This window comes from Streptomyces sp. enrichment culture (assembly GCF_964272855.1).
Taxonomy (GTDB): Bacteria; Actinomycetota; Actinomycetes; order Streptomycetales; family Streptomycetaceae; genus Streptomyces.
The window spans coordinates 1,469,821-1,487,437 of sequence record NZ_OZ186847.1; the positions used below are offsets into that span (position 1 = coordinate 1,469,821).

Here is a 17,617-nt window from a genome sequence, read left to right on the forward strand (position 1 = left end):
CCAGCCAGGCTCAGCCGGGCCACGTGACGGATGATCCCGCGCCGACCGGAGTGACGAATCGCACGGCATTCACGCTGAGAGAAGCGACGCTGTGCGCGTCCGTGGCCCGATGTTCGGGTCGTACAGATTCCGTGGAGATTACGGCGCCGAAACTTACTCCACCGTCAGGAATGTGTCCGACCCTTCCCCATGTGCGCCCATTTTCCCCCACTGACCAGCGCGGACCTGAACATCGCTCGGCTTTCGCACCCCTCCCGTCCGGACTCTGCGTGGGGTAGCTTTCACGGCCTGTGCGGGGCGCCAGGCGTCACCGGGAGCCGTCACGGAGATCGGGGGAGCGGGTTTGCGCGAGTTCACCAACCCTCCGTCCGCACTGGCACCCCCGGTGGGCGGTCTGGCCGATGTCGTCTACCGCAACGCCGAGGAGGACCCGCGGCACATCGCGCTCGGCCGCAAGGACGAGGCGGGGCAGTGGCGGGACGTGACCGCCGCAGAGTTCCGCGACGAGGTCCTCGCCCTCGCCAAGGGCCTGCTCGCGCAAGGCGTCCGGTTCGGCGACCGGGTCGCCGTGATGTCCCGCACCCGCTACGAATGGACGCTGTTCGATTTCGCGCTGTGGTCAATCGGCGCGCAGGTGGTGCCGGTCTACCCGACCTCCTCGGCCGAGCAGTGCTTCTGGATGCTGTACGACGCGGAGGTCACGGCCGCGGTCGTGGAGCACGAGGACCACGCGATGACGATCGCCACCGTCATCGACCGGCTGCCCCGGCTGCGGCAGCTGTGGCAGCTGGACGCCGGGGCGGTGCGGGAGCTGTACGACGCGGGGGCGCACCTGGACGACGAGGTGGTGCACCGGCATCGCAACGCGGTCACCCCGGAGGCCGTGGCGACGGTCATCTACACCTCGGGCACCACGGGCCGCCCCAAGGGCTGTGTGATCTCGCACGGCAACTTCATGTTCGAGGCGGACACGGTCATCGAACGCTGGGAGCCGGTGTTCCACTCCCGCAAGGGCGACGAGGCGGCCACCCTGCTCTTCCTGCCGCTCGCGCACGTGTTCGGCCGGATGGTGCAGGTCGCGGCGATCCGCGGCCGGGTCCGCTTCGGCCACCAGCCGCAGCTGAACGCCGCCGCCCTGCTGCCCGACCTGGCCGCCTTCAAGCCGACCTTCTTCCTGGCGGTGCCGTACATCTTCGAGAAGGTGTTCGGCGCCGCCCGCCGCAAGGCGGAGCTCGAGGGCCGCTCGGGGCCGTTCGAGAAGGCGGTGGACGTCGCCGTACGGTACGCGGACGCGATGGAGGAGAAGGCCTGGGGCATCGGGCCGGGACCGTCGGCGGGGCTGCGGATGCAGCACCAGTTCTTCGACAAGCTCGTGTACGCCAAGGTGCGCGAGGCGATGGGCGGCCGGGTGCGGCACGCGATGTCGGGCGGTTCGGCGATGGACCGGCGGCTCGGCCTGTTTTTCGCGGGCGCGGGCGTGCACATCTACGAGGGGTACGGCCTGACCGAGTCCACGGCGGCCGCCACCGCGAACCCGCCGGAGCGCACCCGCTACGGCACGGTCGGGCAGCCCATTCCCGGGGTGACCGTGCACATCGCCGACGACGGCGAGATCTGGCTGCACGGCGGCAACGTCTTCCAGGGCTACCTCAACAACCCGAAGGCCACCGACGAGACGCTGCGCGACGGCTGGCTCGCCACCGGCGACCTCGGCGTCCTCGACGAGGACGGCTATCTCACCATCACCGGCCGCAAGAAGGAGATCCTGGTCACGTCGGGCGGCAAGAGTGTTTCGCCGGGGCCGCTGGAGGAACGCGTCCGGGACCATCCGCTGGTGGCGCAGTGCATCGTCGTCGGCAACGACCGCCCGTACGTCGCCGCGCTGATCACCCTCGACCAGGAGGCCGTGGAGCACTGGCTGAAGATGCGCAACAAGCCGTCGATGACCGCGGCGGAGCTGGTGCACGACGCGGATCTGGAGACGGAGATCCGGCGGGCCGTGGTCGCCGCGAACACCCTGGTCTCGCAGGCCGAGTCGATCCGCACGTTCCGCATCCTCGCCCAGCCGTTCACCGAGGAGCACGGCCTGCTCACCCCGTCGCTGAAGCTGAAGCGCAAGGCCATCGAGAAGGCGTACGTGAACGAGGTGGAGGCCCTGTACCGGACGTGACGGGCCTGCGCCCCGCACGCGGATTCTCCCGTCAGGAATGCATCGCGGCCCGTGATCGTTGACGATGGGAGTACCACCTGACGACAACCGAAGGATCAAGAGCTCGTGAGCAGCAAGGTCCCCCCGATCATCCTCAACAACGGCGTCGAGATGCCCCAGCTGGGCTTCGGCGTCTGGCAGGTGCCGGACGACGAGGCGGAGCAGGCGGTCTCCACCGCGCTGGAGGCCGGGTACCGCAGCATCGACACAGCGGCGATCTACGGCAACGAGGAGGGCACCGGCAAGGCCATCGCCGCCTCCGGCGTCCCCCGCGAGGAACTCTTCGTCACCACCAAGCTCTGGAACAGCGACCAGGGGTACGACTCCACGCTGCGCGCCTTCGACCTCTCGCTGTCCAAGCTCGGCCTGGACTACGTGGACCTGTACCTCATCCACTGGCCGCTGCCGTCCCGGGACACGTACGTCGACACCTACAGGGCGTTCGAGAAGCTGTACGCCGACGGCCGGATCAAGGCGATCGGCGTCTCCAACTTCCTGCCGGAGCACCTGCGGCGGCTGATCGGCGAGACCTCGGTCGTCCCGGCGGTCAACCAGATCGAGCTGCACCCGCATCTGCAGCAGCACGCCTCGCGTGAGATCCACGCGGAGCAGGGCATCGCCACCGAGGCCTGGTCGCCGCTCGGCCAGGGCAAGGGCCTGCTGGAGGTGCCGGCGATCGTCGCCATCGCGCAGAAGCACGGCCGCAGCCCGGCCCAGGTCGTGCTGCGCTGGCACATCCAGCTGGGCAACGTGGTCATCCCGAAGTCGGTGACCCCGTCCCGGATCAAGGAGAACATCGACGTCTTCGACTTCAGCCTGGACGACGAGGACCTGGCCGCGATCAGCGCGCTGAACGAGGACCGGCGGATCGGTCCCGACCCGGCCGCCTTCGACATGGTCTGACCCGCCCCGCGACTCCGCGACCGCGCCCCGCGACCGCCCAGGTCCCGGGGCGCGGCGTCTGCCGGGACGGCTCCGCGGCGTCTGCCGGGGCGCCGGTCTCAGAGGGACTTGGTCGCCGTGTGCACGGTGTGGGCGGTCAGGACGAACACGTCCGGGCGGTGGTGCACGCTCGCCCGGTCGTCCGGGTCGAGCAGCCGGTCGAGGGTGGCGCGGTCGTCGGCGTCGAGCCGGTCTCCGAGGCCCTCGCGCACGCGGGACAGGGTGGCGGCGACGTAGGCGCGGGCCCGGCCGGTGGTGGGGGCGGGCAGGTCGAGCAGGAAGCTGCGGGTGTGCGGGTGGCCGAGGCCCGCGGCGGCCAGCAGCGCCGGCCAGTCCTCCGTCTCCGCGACGCTGCCGGGCAGCCCGGCCCGCATCCCCGCGAACCACTCCTCCTGCAGCGCGTCCAGCCGGGCCTGCAGTCCGGGGCGGCCGAAGCCGAGGTCGCGCGGCAGGAACCGGGCGGGCAGTCCGCCCTCCAGGATCGCGAGGGTGCCGCCGGGCGCGAGCCGGTCGGCGAAGGCGGCGAGGGCGGCCCGCTGGTCACCGACATGGTGCAGGCTGCGGCTGGCCCACAGCAGGTCGGCGGGGTAGTCGAGGTCGTCGAGGACACCGGGCAGCTCGCCGGTGAGGGTGCCGAACCGGTCGGCGACACCGAGTCGGCCGGCGCGGGCGCGGGCCCGCTCCAGCAGCGGCTCGGCGCCGTCGACGGCGACCACCCGGGCGCCGGGGAAGGTCTCGGCGAGCAGACAGGAGACGACGCCGGGCCCGCTGCCCGCGTCGACGACCAGGCCCGGGTCGGTCTGCTGCTTGGCCAGCCAGGCCAGGGCCCGCTCGAACAGCGGTGTGAACAGCTCGGCCTGCGCCTCCAGCAGCGGGCCCATCTCCGCCCAGTCGACGTCCCCGTGGTCGTGGTGGAAATGCGCGTGCTGGTCGCTTGGATGCAGCCCGTGCCCGTGCTGCGAATCGTGCCCTTGCTGCGGCTCGTGCCCTTGCTGCGGTTCATGCTCGTGCTGCGGCTCATGCTCGTGCGTGTGCTCGTCTTCGCGCTCGCGCTCGTGGTGTTGCTGGTGGTCGTGGTGGTGCGCCATGCTGCTCAGCCTCTCCTCCGGGTGCGGTCAGCGTGCGCCGACGCACCGCGGGCGAGCCAGCCGGGTTGCCGGGACGGCAAAGCGCGGTGGAACGGAAACCGGTGGGGGTGTGCGGGACGATCCGCCGGGTCCGGACCGGATCCGGACCCGGCGGATCATCAGGTACCCGTCACCGCGGTCGCCGGAGGCCGCGGTGCTCCGCCTCCGTCAGGACAGCGGCGGGTAGGCGTTCTGCATCAGCTGCTGGAACTGCGCGGAGAACCAGTGCCCGGAGATCGGGGCGTCCGGCAGGGCACCGGACATGCTGTTGTTGTTGCGCGGGTTGCCGGTGTACGTCGGGTCGCACATCCGGTCGAAGCCCTTGCCCTCGGTGTTCGGGATCTCCTTGCTGGCGCCGTCGGACTCACCCGGCGGCTTCATCCAGACGTAGGCGTCGATGCCCGGCTCGGGTGCGGCCTGCGGACGCTCGCCGAGGCCGGCTCCGTCCTGGTTGCACCAGTTGCCGAGGTGGATGCGGCGGTCGTAACGGCCGCCGTCGACGTAGGTGTTGACGTCGGTCGTGGCGCCCGGGCCGGTGGGCCGCTTCGTGCCGCCCCAGCCGTTGCGGGAGGTGTCGATGAGCATGCCGAGGTTCTGGTCGAAGCCGATCGAGACCAGCTTGTCGCGCATGGCCTGGGCGTAGGACAGCTCGTCGGTGTAGCGGTTCCAGTCGACCCACTTGGACTGGCGGACGGACGTCCCGTTCACGGTGTCCGTGATCTTGAAGTGGTCCTCCTTCAGGGCGCTGTAGTTGGCGGTGTTGACGATGAAGCCGTGCACGTCGGCGACGGTCGCGCCCTCGGTGGTGGCGGCCGTCTTGAACATGTCGGCGGAGGGGCCGAAGTTGTCGTCCCAGCCGAGCCAGCCGTGGTGGCCGGCGTCGATGTAGTTGTAGACGTTGTCGATGTCGCCAAGCTTGTTCAGGGCGTAGCCGACGCCCTTCTGGTAGTTGCCGTTGGCCTTCATCACGTCGCAGTTGGGGGTGGCGGTGGGCCGCGGCGTGACGTTGGTGACCAGGTTGGGCAGCGAGTCGATCTCGACCGTGGTGACGATCCTGAGGTCCGCGTACTTCGGGTCGTCGAGGATCGCGGCGATCGGGTCGATGTACTGCGTCTTGTACTTGTCGATCTCCGTCGGGCCGAGTTCGCCGTTGGAGGCGAGGGCGGAACAGTCACGGCCGGGCAGGTTGTAGATGACCAGCTGGACGACGAGTTCGCCGGAGCCCTTCTGCTCCAGCGCCTCGTCGAGGTGGTCGCGCAGCCCCATGCCGCCGTTCACGCCGTTGATCGCGGCGATCCGGTCCAGCCAGACGCCGGTGGGCTGGTTCGCGATGCGGCTTCCGCCCGGCTCGGCGGCGGCCTTCGCCGACCACTCCGGGTTCACGTACACCTTGGCGCCCTGGTACGGGTTGTCGGCCTTGCCGTCCGGGTCGGTCGGCGGGTCCGTCGGGTCCGGCGGGTCGGTCGGGCCGCCACCACCGTCGACGTTGCAGGTGACGCCGTCGAGGGTGAACGTGGCGGGGACCGCGTTGGTGCCGCTGTAGGTGCCCTGGAATCCGAAGGTGGCCGAACCGCCGGTGGCGAGCTGACCGTTGTAGCTCTCGTTGGCGGCGGTGACGGCGGCCCCGCTCTGGGTGACCTTGGCGTTCCAGGCGTTGGTGACCTTCTGGTTGCCGGCGTACGACCACTTCACCGACCACCCCGACTTGGCGGCGCCGTTGTTGGTGACCGTGACGGAGGCGGTGAAGCCGGTGTCCCACTGGTTCTGCACCTTGTAGTCCACGGTGCAGGGGACGGCGGCGGCGCCGATGTCGCCGGGGATCGCCGCCATGGCGGTGCCGGTCGCGCCGCCCACCAGCGCCAGTGCGGCGAAGAGTGCGGTTCTCGTTCGGGTACGGCTCATCAGTGCGGGTTCCTCTTCTCTGACTGCTCTGACAGGTGCGGGTCCCTCAGGGAGCACAGGCGAGGGCGCGGCCAGGCGCCGGACGACGGGGGTGTCCGTCCGGCCGGGCGGCAGGGAATCGCGTGGGCCGCATCAGGTCGGCGCGGGCAGAGGGCAGCGGGCGCCCCGGGTCCCCGACGAGGGCGGGGAGGGCTGCGCCGACGAGTAAAAGACCTGAACGCGGGGGGTGTCGCATGAGCGACTCCTTGCAGCTCGGGCGTGCCCTGACGGACACGTCGACTGGCGGAATCGCTCCCACTGGTGATGGCGAAGGTAGCGCCAAGTGACCGTAAAGAACAGAGGAGTTGCTTGAGTTTTCGGTCGGCACGTTCGTCGAATCTTTTCGACTCTTCAAACATCTTGACCGCCACTAGGCCCGTCCCCACTATGGGAGCGCTCCCACTGGTTCAAGCCTTGACTTTTCCAACCCTTCAGTTGCCGCAAGGAGGAACCAGCTCATGCCCCCCAGAACCAGACGCCGCACCGCGCGGCGTCTATGGACCGCCGTGGTGGCGGCCCTCGCGGTACCCCTGTCGATGCTGGCCGCGAACCCGGCCCCGGCGCACGCCGCGGCGGTCCAGTGCAGCGTCGACTACAAGACCAACGACTGGGGTTCCGGCTTCACCGCGGACCTGACGCTCACCAACCGCGGCACGGATCCGATCGACGGCTGGACACTGACGTATTCCTACGGCGGCAACCAGAAGCTGACCAACGGCTGGAACGGCACCTGGTCGCAGTCCGGGCAGTCGGTCACGGTGAAGAACGCCTCGTACAACGGCCGGATCGCCGCCGGCGCGGCCGTGTCGACCGGTGCCCAGTTCACCTACAGCGGCGCCAACACCGCCCCCACCGCCTTCGCGGTGAACGGCACCACCTGCACCGGCGCCCACCAGCCGCCGATCACCGTGCTGACCAGCCCCGCCCCGGGCGCGGTCTACACGCAGGGCGACGCGGTGCCGCTCGCGGCCACCGCCGCGGCGGCCGGCGACGCGAGCATCACCAAGGTCGAGTTCTACGACGACACGACCCTGCTGGGCACCGACACCACGGCGCCCTACACGCACTCCGCCTCTGGTTTGACCGTGGGCAGTCATTCTCTGGTGGCGAAGGCGTACGACAGCCTGGGCGCCTCGGCGTCCTCGACGCCGGTCGGCATCACGGTCGCCTCGGGACCGGCCGTGGTCGCCACCCCGACCCAGCTGCCGGTGCAGCAGGGCAAGACGGGCACGTACGAGCTGCGGCTGTCGACGCAGCCGTCCGGCAACGTCACCGTCACCACCGCGCGCGCCTCCGGGAACTCGGGTCTGTCCGTGACCGGCGGCGGCTCGCTGACGTTCACCCCGTCGAACTGGAACACCCCGCAGAAGGTGACCGTCACCGCCGACTCCTCCGGGACCGGCGCGGCCACCTTCGAGTCGACCGCGACCGGGCACGCCAAGGCGTCGGTGACGGTCACCCAGATCGCGGCGAGCAAGGAGTACGACGCCCGCTTCCTGGAGCTGTACGGGAAGATCACCGACCCGGCGAACGGCTACTTCTCCCCCGAGGGGATCCCTTACCACTCGGTGGAGACGCTGATCGTCGAGGCCCCGGACCACGGCCACGAGACCACCTCGGAGGCGTACAGCTATCTGCTGTGGCTCCAGGCCATGTACGGCAAGGTGACCGGCGACTGGACCAAGTTCAACGGCGCCTGGGAGATCATGGAGAAGTACATGATCCCCACCCACGCCGACCAGCCGACGAACTCCTTCTACAACGCGTCCAAGCCGGCGACGTACGCACCGGAGCTGGACACGCCGAACGAGTACCCGGCGAAGCTGGACGGGACGGTCTCGGTCGGACCGGATCCGATCGCCGGTGAACTGAAGACTGCATACGGTACGGACGATGTCTACGGTATGCACTGGCTGCAGGACGTCGACAACGTCTACGGCTACGGCAACTCCCCCGGCAAGTGCGAGGCCGGCCCCGCGGACACCGGCCCGTCGTACATCAACACCTTCCAGCGCGGCGCCCAGGAGTCGGTCTGGGAGACAGTCCCGCAGCCGACCTGCGACGCCTTCAAGTACGGCGGCAGGAACGGCTACCTGGACCTGTTCACCGGGGACTCCTCCTACGCCAAGCAGTGGAAGTTCACCAACGCCCCGGACGCGGACGCGCGCGCCGTGCAGGCCGCGTACTGGGCGGACATCTGGGCCGAGGAGCAGGGCAAGGGCTCGCAGGTGTCGGCCACCGTCGCCAAGGCGGCGAAGATGGGCGACTACCTGCGGTATGCGATGTACGACAAGTACTTCAAGAAGGTCGGCAACTGCGTGGGGACCACCGCCTGCCCGGCGGGCACCGGCAAGGACTCCTCGCACTACCTGCTGTCCTGGTACTACGCCTGGGGCGGCGCCACCGACACCTCGGCGGGCTGGGCCTGGCGCATCGGCTCCAGTCACGCGCACGGCGGCTACCAGAACCCGCTCGCCGCGCACGCCCTGGCCAACTACCCGGACCTGAAGCCGAAGTCGGCGACGGGCCAGGCGGACTGGGCGAAGTCCCTCGACCGGCAGCTGGAGTTCTACCGCTGGCTGCAGTCGGCGGAGGGCGCCATCGCCGGCGGCGCGACCAACAGCTGGCAGGGCCGTTACGCGACCCCGCCGGCCGGCAAGTCGACGTTCTACGGCATGTACTACGACGAGAAGCCCGTCTACCACGACCCGCCGTCCAACCAGTGGTTCGGCTTCCAGGCGTGGTCGATGGAGCGGGTCGCCGAGTACTACCAGCAGACCGGTGACGCGGACGCCAAGGTCGTCCTCGACAAGTGGGTCGACTGGGCGCTGTCCGAGACCACCGTCAACCCGGACGGCACCTTCCGGATCCCGTCCACCCTCCAGTGGTCCGGCCAGCCGGACACCTGGAACGCGTCGAGCCCGGGTGCCAACAACGGGCTGCACGTCACCGTCGCCGACTACACCAACGACGTCGGCGTGGCCGCCGCCTACGCCAAGACCCTGACGTACTACGCCGACCGCTCCGGTGACACCGAGGCGGCCCGGGTGGCGAAGGCTCTGCTGGACGGCATGTGGGAGAACCACCAGGACGCGCTCGGCATCGCCGTCCCGGAGACCCGCGCCGACTACAACCGCTTCGACGACGCCGTGTACGTCCCGAGCGGCTGGACCGGCACCATGCCGAACGGCGACGCGATCAACTCCTCCTCGACCTTCGACTCGATCCGCTCGTTCTACGAGGACGACCCGGCCTGGTCGAAGATCGAGAGCTACCTCGCGGGCGGTGCCGCGCCCGTCTTCACGTACCACCGGTTCTGGGCGCAGGCGGACATCGCCCTCGCCATGGGTTCGTACGCGGAGCTCCTCGAATAGTCCCCGCTGAACGCTCCGCGTGCACGGGCCCCGTCACCTGACGGCGGGGCCCCGTCCAGGCCGGGCGGTCCCCACCCGCACGGGGGGCCGTCCGGCCGTCGCGTGTTCCCCCCACGGCGACTCCGCAGCAAGGCGCAGCACCTCCGGATCGCTTTCGCAGCATCTCCGCAGCACCTCCGCAGCAGGAAGGACATCCCCACCGTGCGAAGAACCCGCATCCTCACGGCCGTGCTGGCGCTCGCGGCCGGACTGCTCGCGGGCACCCCGCCCGCGCTGGCCGCCGAGCCCGCCGAGCCCGTCGAGCGAGAGGTGTCGATCGCCGCCGACACCTACACCTGGAAGAACGCCCGGATCGACGGCGGCGGTTTCGTCCCCGGCATCGTCTTCAACCGCAAGGAGAAGGACCTCGCCTACGCCCGCACCGACATCGGCGGCGCCTACCGCTGGCAGGAGCCGACGAAGACGTGGACGCCGCTGCTGGACCACGTCGGCTGGGACGACTGGGGGCACACGGGCGTGGTCAGCCTGGCCTCCGACAGCGTGGATCCGGACAAGGTGTACGCGGCCGTCGGCACGTACACCAACAGCTGGGATCCCGGGAACGGGGCGGTGCTGCGCTCCGTCGACCGGGGCGCCAGCTGGCAGAAGGCGGACCTGCCGTTCAAGCTGGGCGGCAACATGCCGGGCCGCGGCATGGGCGAGCGGCTGGCGGTCGACCCGAACAAGAACAGCGTGCTGTACCTGGGCGCGCCCAGCGGCAAGGGCCTGTGGCGGTCGACGGACTCCGGGGCGACCTGGTCGCAGGTGGCGAACTTCCCCAACGTCGGCGACTACGTACAGGATCCGAGCGACACCTCGGGCTACGCCAGTGACAACCAGGGCATCGTCTGGGTCACCTTCGACGAGTCGACCGGCACGTCCGGGAGCGCGACGAGGACGATCTACGTGGGGGTGGCCGACAAGGAGAATGCGGTATACCGCTCGACGGATGCCGGCGCCACCTGGCAGCGGCTGGCCGGGCAGCCGACGGGACACCTCGCCCACAAGGGTGTACTGGACACCGTCAACGGTCATCTGTACATCGCATACAGCGACAAGGGCGGCCCGTACGACGGCGGCAAGGGCCGCCTGTGGCGGTACACCACCGCGACCGGCGCCTGGACGGACATCAGTCCCGTCGCCGAGGCCGACACCTACTACGGCTTCAGCGGACTGACGGTCGACCGGCAGAAGCCCGGCACCGTCATGGCTACCGCATACAGTTCCTGGTGGCCGGACACCCAGATCTTCCGCTCCACCGACAGCGGAGCCACCTGGACGAAGGCGTGGGACTACACGTCGTATCCCAACCGCGAGAACCGGTACACGATGGACGTCTCATCGTCGCCGTGGCTGACCTGGGGCGCCAACCCGTCGCCGCCCGAGCAGACGCCGAAGCTGGGCTGGATGACCGAGGCGCTGGAGATCGACCCGTTCGACTCCGACCGGATGATGTACGGCACGGGCGCGACGGTCTACGGCACCGAGAACCTCACCGACTGGGACGGCGGCGGCAAGTTCACCGTCAAGCCGATGGTGCGGGGCCTGGAGGAGACGGCCGTCAACGACCTCGCCTCTCCCCCGTCGGGCGCCCCGCTGCTCAGCGCGCTCGGCGACATCGGCGGCTTCCGGCACACGGACCTGACGAAGGTCCCGCCGATGATGTACACCTCCCCCAACTTCACCTCCACCACCAGCCTGGACTTCGCCGAGTCGAACCCGGACACGGTGGTCCGGGTCGGCAACCTGGACTCCGGCCCGCACATCGCGTTCTCGACGGACAACGGCGCCAACTGGTTCGCGGGGACCGACCCGTCGGGCGTGAGCGGCGGCGGCACGGTCGCGGCGGCGGCCGACGGCAGCCGGTTCGTGTGGAGCCCGCAGGGCGCCGGGGTGCACCACGCGACCGGCTTCGGCTCGTCCTGGTCGGCGTCCAGCGGTATCCCGGCGGGGGCGATCGTGGAGTCGGACCGGGTGGACCCGAAGAGGTTCTACGGCTTCAAGTCCGGGAATTTCTACGTCAGCACGGACGGCGGCGCCACCTTCACCGCGTCCGCCGCGACCGGCCTGCCGAGCGGGGACAGCGTCCGCTTCAAGGCGCTGCCCGGCACGAAGGGCGACGTGTGGCTGGCGGGCGGCGCGAGCGACGGGGCGTACGGGCTGTGGCATTCCACGGACGGCGGCGCGACGTTCACCAAGCTGTCCGGCGTCGGGCAGGCCGACACCATCGGCTTCGGCAAGGCGGCGGCCGGCGCCTCGTACCAGACGCTGTACACCAGCGCCGAGATCGGCGGGGTCCGCGGCATCTTCCGCTCCACCGACAAGGGCGCCACCTGGACCCGGATCAACGACGACGCCCACCAGTGGGGCTGGACCGGCGCGGCGATCACCGGTGACCCGCGGGTGTACGGGCGGGTGTACATCGCGACCAACGGCCGCGGGGTGATCTACGGCGACACCTCCGACGCCGGTGGCGGTGACGACGGCGGTGGCGGTACGGACCCGGGGCCGACGCCCACGGGTGCCTGCGCCGTGACGTACAAGGTCACCAACCAGTGGTCGGGCGGCTTCCAGGCGGATGTGCGGCTCGCCAACACCGGGAGCGGCGCGTGGAACGGCTGGTCGCTGAACTGGTCCTTCCCCGACGGTCAGTCGGTGTCCCAGATGTGGAACGCCGAACACACCTCGTCGGGCGGGTCGGTGACGGCGAGGAACATCGGCTGGAACGGGAACGTGGCCGCGGGCTCGTCGGTGAGCTTCGGCTTCACCGGCAGTTGGACGGGTACGAACGGCAAACCGACCGCGTTCAAGGTCGGTGACCAGTCCTGCACCGTGCTCTGAACCCGGAGGGGCGCGCGCCGTAATCGGCGCGCGCCCGCTACGTCACTTTACGTCGCCGGCGAAGACGGCCTCCTCCGACTCCCAGTCGGGCGCCACCTCCACCTGGACGAAGGTGTCGTTCTTCGGCAGCTCGCAGGCCCAGGGGACGGAGAGGGAGCGGCCGGCCAGGATGCGGGTGTCGGGGAGGCCGTCGAGGCCGTCGTCGTAGATGGCCTCGCCCTCCTTGCCTTCGTCGCCGTAGGCGCAGTTGACGGTCATCTCGTTGGCGTCGATGGTCGCGTCGGACCCGTTGACCACCTTGATGGTGAATTTCACGTACGGCGTGTTCTCCGGAGCCGCGTAGTCGTTCGACACTCCGCGGGTGAACCCGGACAGACTGACCTCGACGTCGTTCTCGTAGGCCACCGTGTCGGCCAGGCCGTAGGCGTCGCCGCTGCCGGCCTCGTCGGTGGCAGGCTCGGACTCAGTGTCCGCTCCGGACCCGGCGTCCTCTTCGGCACCGGCGGCCGGAGCCGTCATGGTGACGGTGACCGTGGGCGCGGGCTTGGCCTCGCTGTCGCCGCTGACACCCACCGTGACGAGGGAGGCGACCACCGCCGCGGCCACGGCGGCGCCCGCGGCGATCAGTGCCGTGCGAGGCCCCTTCGGCGGCGGGGGCGCGACCGGCGGCCCGTATCCGGGCATGGGCGGCGGCGTGAATTGCTGACTCATGATCCCCCCAGGGAAGCGTCGTTGAGGGGTCAATCTTCCTTGGCGCACCGTGAAACGTGGAGATGGCGTGACCAAAATGTGCTGACGGTGCATTGATGAGTGCGCCCTGCTGACCGTCGGGACGGCATGCAGGGCGCGGTTGCCCGTCAGGGTGCGTAGACCACCGGCCGCGGTGCCGTCGGCATGCCGTTGCCCAGGAAGAAGCTCGGGTGCGGGGGCTGGTTGTAGCCGGTGTTCTGCCAGGCCAGGCCCGTGCGGTACATGGTGTCGTGGAGCAGGGTCGTGATGCGGGTGCCGGTCTCGTGCGGGGTGGAGTGGATCCGTAGGGCGGTGTTGTCGCTGGTGCGCCAGACGACCTCCTCGCGCCAGTCGCCGAGGATGTCGCCGGAGAGGACCGGGGTGGCCTTGGTGCCGTTGTTGGCGGACACGCCGGAGCCGGTCAGCAGGCGGGTGTCGGCGGAGGTGCCGTACTTGTCGACGCGGGTGCCGTCCAGGAGTTCGCGGACGGTGTCGCCGTCCCACCAGGCGAGGAAGTTGACGGAGGACGGCTCGCGGCCCTTGGCGGCGCCGGCCTCGTCGCGGATGGAGCTGTCGGAGGCGGACCACATCTCGGCGCCGTCGTTGCCGGCGTAGACGTCGCCGGCGACGCCGCGGCCGTTGTCGCAGCAGGCGGCGAGCTTCCAGCGGACCTGTCCGTTCGCGGGGTTCAGGTACAGCTCGGCGGGCTGGGAGGTGGACTCGGAGACCTTGAAGTACTCCAGGCCCGCGGTGGACGGGTCGAGATCGCCGAGGTGCTGGGCGTCGCCGTGGCCGGTCTTCGCGGTCCACAGTCCGTTCCCGTTGTCGTCGACGGCCATCGAACCGTAGACGATCTCGTCCTTGCCGTCGTTGTCGACGTCGCCCACGGAGAGGCTGTGCGAGCCCTGGCCGTCGTAGCCCTTGCCGCTGTTGGTGGACGAGGTGGTGTCGAAGGTCCAGCGGCGGGTGAAGGCGCCGCCTCGCCAGTCCCAGGCCGCGATGACCGTGCGGGTGTAGTAGCCGCGCGCCATGATCAGTGACGGGCGGGAGCCGTCCAGGTAGGCCGTGCCGGCGAGGAAGCGGTCGACGCGGTTGCCGTAGGAGTCGCCCCACGAGGAGACGGTGCCGCGGGCCGGGACGTAGTCGACGGTGCCCATCGCCTTGCCGGTCCGGCCGTCGAACATGGTCAGGTACTCGGGGCCGGACAGTACGTAGCCGCTCGAGTTGCGGTGGTCGGCGGAGGCGTTGCCGATGACCGCGCCGGTGCCGTCCTTGGTGCCGTCGGCGGTCTTCATGGCGACCTCGGCCTCGCCGTCGCCGTCGTAGTCGTACACCTGGAACTGGGTGTAGTGGGCGCCGGAGCGGATGTTGCGGCCGAGGTCGACGCGCCACATACGGGATCCGTCCAGCCGTATACCGTCGACGATCGTCGGTCCGGTGTATCCCGACTGCGAGTTGTCCTTGGCGTTGGTCGGCTGCCATTTGAGGACGAACTCGAGGGCGCCGTCGCCGTCGAGGTCGCCGACGGAGGCGTCGTTGGCCTCGTAGGCGTAGGCGACGCCGTCGGGAGTGGTGCCGCCGGGCGGGGGGCTGATCGGGACGTCCTTGTAGCCGGTGCGGAACTGCACGGCGTGCACGGAGTCGGCCTGTTCGACGCCGTTCACGATCGCGCGGACCGTGTAGTCGGCGTGCGACGGGGCGCCGGCGTGGAAGTAGTTCGTCGAGCCGGTGATCGGGGTCGCGTTGACCTTCGTGCCGGCCCGGTAGACGTTGAAGGCGACATTGTCCGGATCGGTGCCCAGCCAGCGCCAGCCGACCAGGTTGCCACTGCCGGTGTGGACGCTGACGACGCCCCGGTCCAGGGCCTCGACCTGCCGAGCGGTCGCCGCCCTGGGGGTCCCTCCCGCGCGAGTGAGTTCGAGCGTGGGGGAGGTGGCCGGGGCGAGGCCGCCGATCCCGGCGCCGAGCAGCGCGGCGGCGGTGGCGAGACCGGACAGGACGGCCCGGCGGCGTCTGCGATGCGTGTGCGGGCGAAGGCGAGGCCGCGCGTGTGAGCGCGCCTGTGCGTGCGGTTGTGGGTGCGGGTGCTTCACGTGACGTGCCTCCCGGGGAGGACGGACGGGTTGTGCCCGTCCGTCGCCGCCGGTCGGCGTTACGTTGCCGCCTCCGCCGTTTTTCTGAACGCGCGCAGGGTGAACCAGGGGTCCGGGCGGGGCCGGTCCTGGTCGGGGAGGGCGGCCAGGCGTTCGGCGAAGCCGTCGGCCCGGGGGTCGCCGGGCGGCAGCGTACCGAACCAGCCGCGGCGCAGGTCGGCGATGGTGCGGCGGGGGCTGCGGCCCTGGCCACGGCCGGGGAAGCGGGCCTGGCCGGCGGCGCGCAGGCCGTGTTCGGCGGCGTACGTCTCGACGGCGGCGGCCTCGTCGACGGCGTGGGCGCGGGGCCGGGTGGCGAGGACGGCGTCGATGTCGCTGCCGACGTTGTGGGCGGCGGCCTTGTCGACGGTGGTGACGTAGACGCCGCCGGGGCGCAGGACGCGCGCGCACTCGGCGACGACGGCGCGGACGGCGTCCGTGTCCGGGAGCAGGTGGAGCAGCCAGACGCTGGTGACGGCGTCGAACCGGCCGTCGGGGAAGGGCAGCCGACGGGCGTCGGCGCGCAGCACCGCGCCGGGGAGGCGGGCGGCGGCCAGGTGGACCATCTCGTCGGTGAGGTCGACGCCGACCACCCGTGTCCCGGTGCGGGCCGCGGCGAGCCGGCGGGTGACGATGCCGGTGCCGCAGGCCAGGTCGAGCAGGGTGCGGGTGCCGTCCGGGACGAATGCGAGGACGCCTTCGGCGGCGGCCTCGGCGCGGGGTTCGCCGCCGCGTGAGACGTCGTAGCGCTCGGCCTCCTGTCCGTAGTCCAGCACCGGGCGCTCAGCTCGCGCCGTGGGCCGGGGCCAGGTCCTGGACCTTGCGGGCGAGCTCGAAGTCGAGGGCGGTGAGCTTGCCGTCCGCGCTGTGCGTGGCCACCGAAAGCGACACGGTGTTGTACCCGAGGGTGAGGTCGGAGTGGTGGTTCAGCTCCTCCTGCACCTGGGCGATGTGGATGACCAGCGCGGCGGCCGCGAGATGCGAGCCGAGCCGGTAGGAGCGGGTGAGGCGGTCCTCGTCGACGGACCAGCCCGGCAGTTCGGCCAGCCGGTCCTCGATCTCCTTCTGCGACAGCGGTTCGACGGCCATGACCGCGCTCCTTCCCGGGGTGTCACGTCCCCGTCCAGCCTGCCACAGGAGGGCCGCCGCGGTCCTGGTCGGAGGGCCCCCGGAGGTTCATGTACGGACACATTCGGCCGCGAGGTCGTCGGCCAGCGCGGCGATCCGGTCGCGGCCCTCGACCCGCCGGAGCCAGGAGTGCGGCAGGCCCACGTCGCCGTGCCGGGCGCCGAGGAGGTTTCCGCAGACGGAGCCGGTGGAGTCGCTGTCGCCGGAGTGGTTGACGGACAGCAGCAGCGCCTCCGGCACGCGGCGCGGTTCGGCGAGCGCGCAGTACACGCCGATCGCCAGGGCCTCCTCGGCGACCCAGCCGGCGCCCAGCTTCTCCACCTTCTCGGCGCTCGGCGCGCCCTCGGCGGCCAGCGCGAGGGCGTGTTCCAGGGCGGCGGTGGTCTCCTCGTGGCCGGGGTGGCCGGCGAGCTGCCGCAGGGCGCGCAGGACGGCGCCCTCCAGGGACTCCCCGGCGATCAGGCGGGCGACGATCGCGGCGAGCGCGCCGGCGGCGTAGGCGCCGGTGGGGTGCCCGTGGGTGAGCCGGGCGCAGCGGGCGGCGAGGTCGAAGGCGCGGTCGGCGGGGGCGCCGGTGAGACCGAAGGGCGCCGAGCGCATGACGGTGCCGCAGCCCTTGGAGCCGGGGTTGACCGGGCCGGGCACGCCGAGCGGGGTGCCGGTGTCGGGGGTGTAGGGCTGCTGCAGGCCGGACAGGCAGGCGTTGCCGGGGGCGCGGCGGGCGTACAGCCAGGGCTCGGCGAGCAGCGGGCGGTCGAATCCGGTGTACGCCGCCGTCCGCGGGTCGGGGCCGGGCTGCTGCTGGGTGACGAGCCAGCGGTCGTACGCCTCGCGCAGCAGCTGGTGGGCGGCGCCGCCGATGCCCTTCTCGCGTTCGCGGCGGTGGGCGGCGAGGACGCCTTCGACGGTGAACAGGGTCATCTGGGTGTCGTCGCTGATCCGTCCGGTGACGCCGGTGCCGTCGGGGACGAGGGAGGTCACGCCGCGCGGGCCGTGGGCGGCGCGGATGGCGTCCAGGGAGCTGAACTCGACCGGGTATCCGAGCGCGTCGCCGAGTGCGCCGCCGAGCAGGCAGCCGCGCACTCTGGCCCGGTACAGTGCCTGCGCCTGCCGGTTCGCCTGCTGCCACGGCTCGTTCACGCGGTGCCTCCTGGA

The 17,617-nt window shown here is 70.9% G+C and carries 11 protein-coding genes; 4 read left to right on the forward strand and 7 right to left on the reverse strand.

Going from position 1 to position 17,617, the window contains the following annotated elements; translation table 11 throughout:
* The first annotated feature begins 343 nt into the window (after positions 1-343).
* Together ACSU6L_RS06355 and ACSU6L_RS06360 are read left to right on the forward strand one after the other, a co-directional pair.
* A complete protein-coding gene (locus ACSU6L_RS06355) occupies positions 344-2,170 on the forward strand; it encodes an AMP-dependent synthetase/ligase (RefSeq protein WP_437054384.1) in 1,827 nt (608 codons plus the stop codon).
* A gap of 105 nt (positions 2,171-2,275) precedes the next feature.
* Entirely contained in the window at positions 2,276-3,112 is an 837-nt protein-coding gene (locus ACSU6L_RS06360; protein WP_437054386.1) for an aldo/keto reductase, read from the forward strand.
* Between the two features lie 98 nt (positions 3,113-3,210).
* On the opposite strand, the gene ACSU6L_RS06365 is transcribed toward ACSU6L_RS06360, so the two are convergent.
* Both ACSU6L_RS06365 and ACSU6L_RS06370 read right to left on the reverse strand, forming a co-directional pair.
* Complete coding sequence (locus tag ACSU6L_RS06365) at positions 3,211-4,239, reverse strand: class I SAM-dependent methyltransferase (protein WP_437054388.1); 1,029 nt, start codon at positions 4,237-4,239, stop codon at positions 3,211-3,213.
* Positions 4,240-4,446: 207 nt separating this feature from the next.
* A complete protein-coding gene (locus tag ACSU6L_RS06370; RefSeq protein WP_437054390.1) occupies positions 4,447-6,180 on the reverse strand; it encodes a glycoside hydrolase family 6 protein in 1,734 nt (577 codons plus the stop codon).
* Positions 6,181-6,677: 497 nt separating this feature from the next.
* Between ACSU6L_RS06370 and ACSU6L_RS06375 the strand changes: the two genes are divergently transcribed.
* On the forward strand, positions 6,678-9,593 hold the full coding sequence (locus tag ACSU6L_RS06375; RefSeq protein WP_437054392.1) for a glycoside hydrolase family 48 protein: 2,916 nt from the start codon (positions 6,678-6,680) through the stop codon (positions 9,591-9,593).
* A gap of 201 nt (positions 9,594-9,794) precedes the next feature.
* Entirely contained in the window at positions 9,795-12,473 is a 2,679-nt protein-coding gene (locus tag ACSU6L_RS06380; RefSeq protein ID WP_437054394.1) for a cellulose binding domain-containing protein, read from the forward strand.
* 42 nt (positions 12,474-12,515) lie between these two features.
* Here ACSU6L_RS06380 and ACSU6L_RS06385 read toward each other — a convergent pair whose 3' ends face one another.
* From ACSU6L_RS06385 to ACSU6L_RS06405, 5 genes are all read right to left on the reverse strand, one after another.
* Entirely contained in the window at positions 12,516-13,184 is a 669-nt protein-coding gene (locus ACSU6L_RS06385; RefSeq protein WP_437054396.1) for a hypothetical protein, read from the reverse strand.
* A gap of 146 nt (positions 13,185-13,330) precedes the next feature.
* Positions 13,331-15,295 carry a rhamnogalacturonan lyase gene (locus ACSU6L_RS06390; RefSeq protein WP_437054398.1) on the reverse strand — a complete coding sequence of 655 codons (1,965 nt, stop codon included), beginning with the start codon at positions 15,293-15,295 and terminating at the stop codon, positions 13,331-13,333.
* A gap of 59 nt (positions 15,296-15,354) precedes the next feature.
* Entirely contained in the window at positions 15,355-16,110 is a 756-nt protein-coding gene (locus ACSU6L_RS06395) for a class I SAM-dependent methyltransferase (RefSeq protein WP_437054400.1), read from the reverse strand.
* A gap of 7 nt (positions 16,111-16,117) precedes the next feature.
* A complete protein-coding gene (locus ACSU6L_RS06400; protein WP_437054402.1) occupies positions 16,118-16,423 on the reverse strand; it encodes a 4a-hydroxytetrahydrobiopterin dehydratase in 306 nt (101 codons plus the stop codon).
* 87 nt (positions 16,424-16,510) lie between these two features.
* Complete coding sequence (locus ACSU6L_RS06405) at positions 16,511-17,602, reverse strand: ADP-ribosylglycohydrolase family protein (RefSeq protein ID WP_437054404.1); 1,092 nt, start codon at positions 17,600-17,602, stop codon at positions 16,511-16,513.
* Positions 17,603-17,617 lie beyond the last annotated feature (15 nt).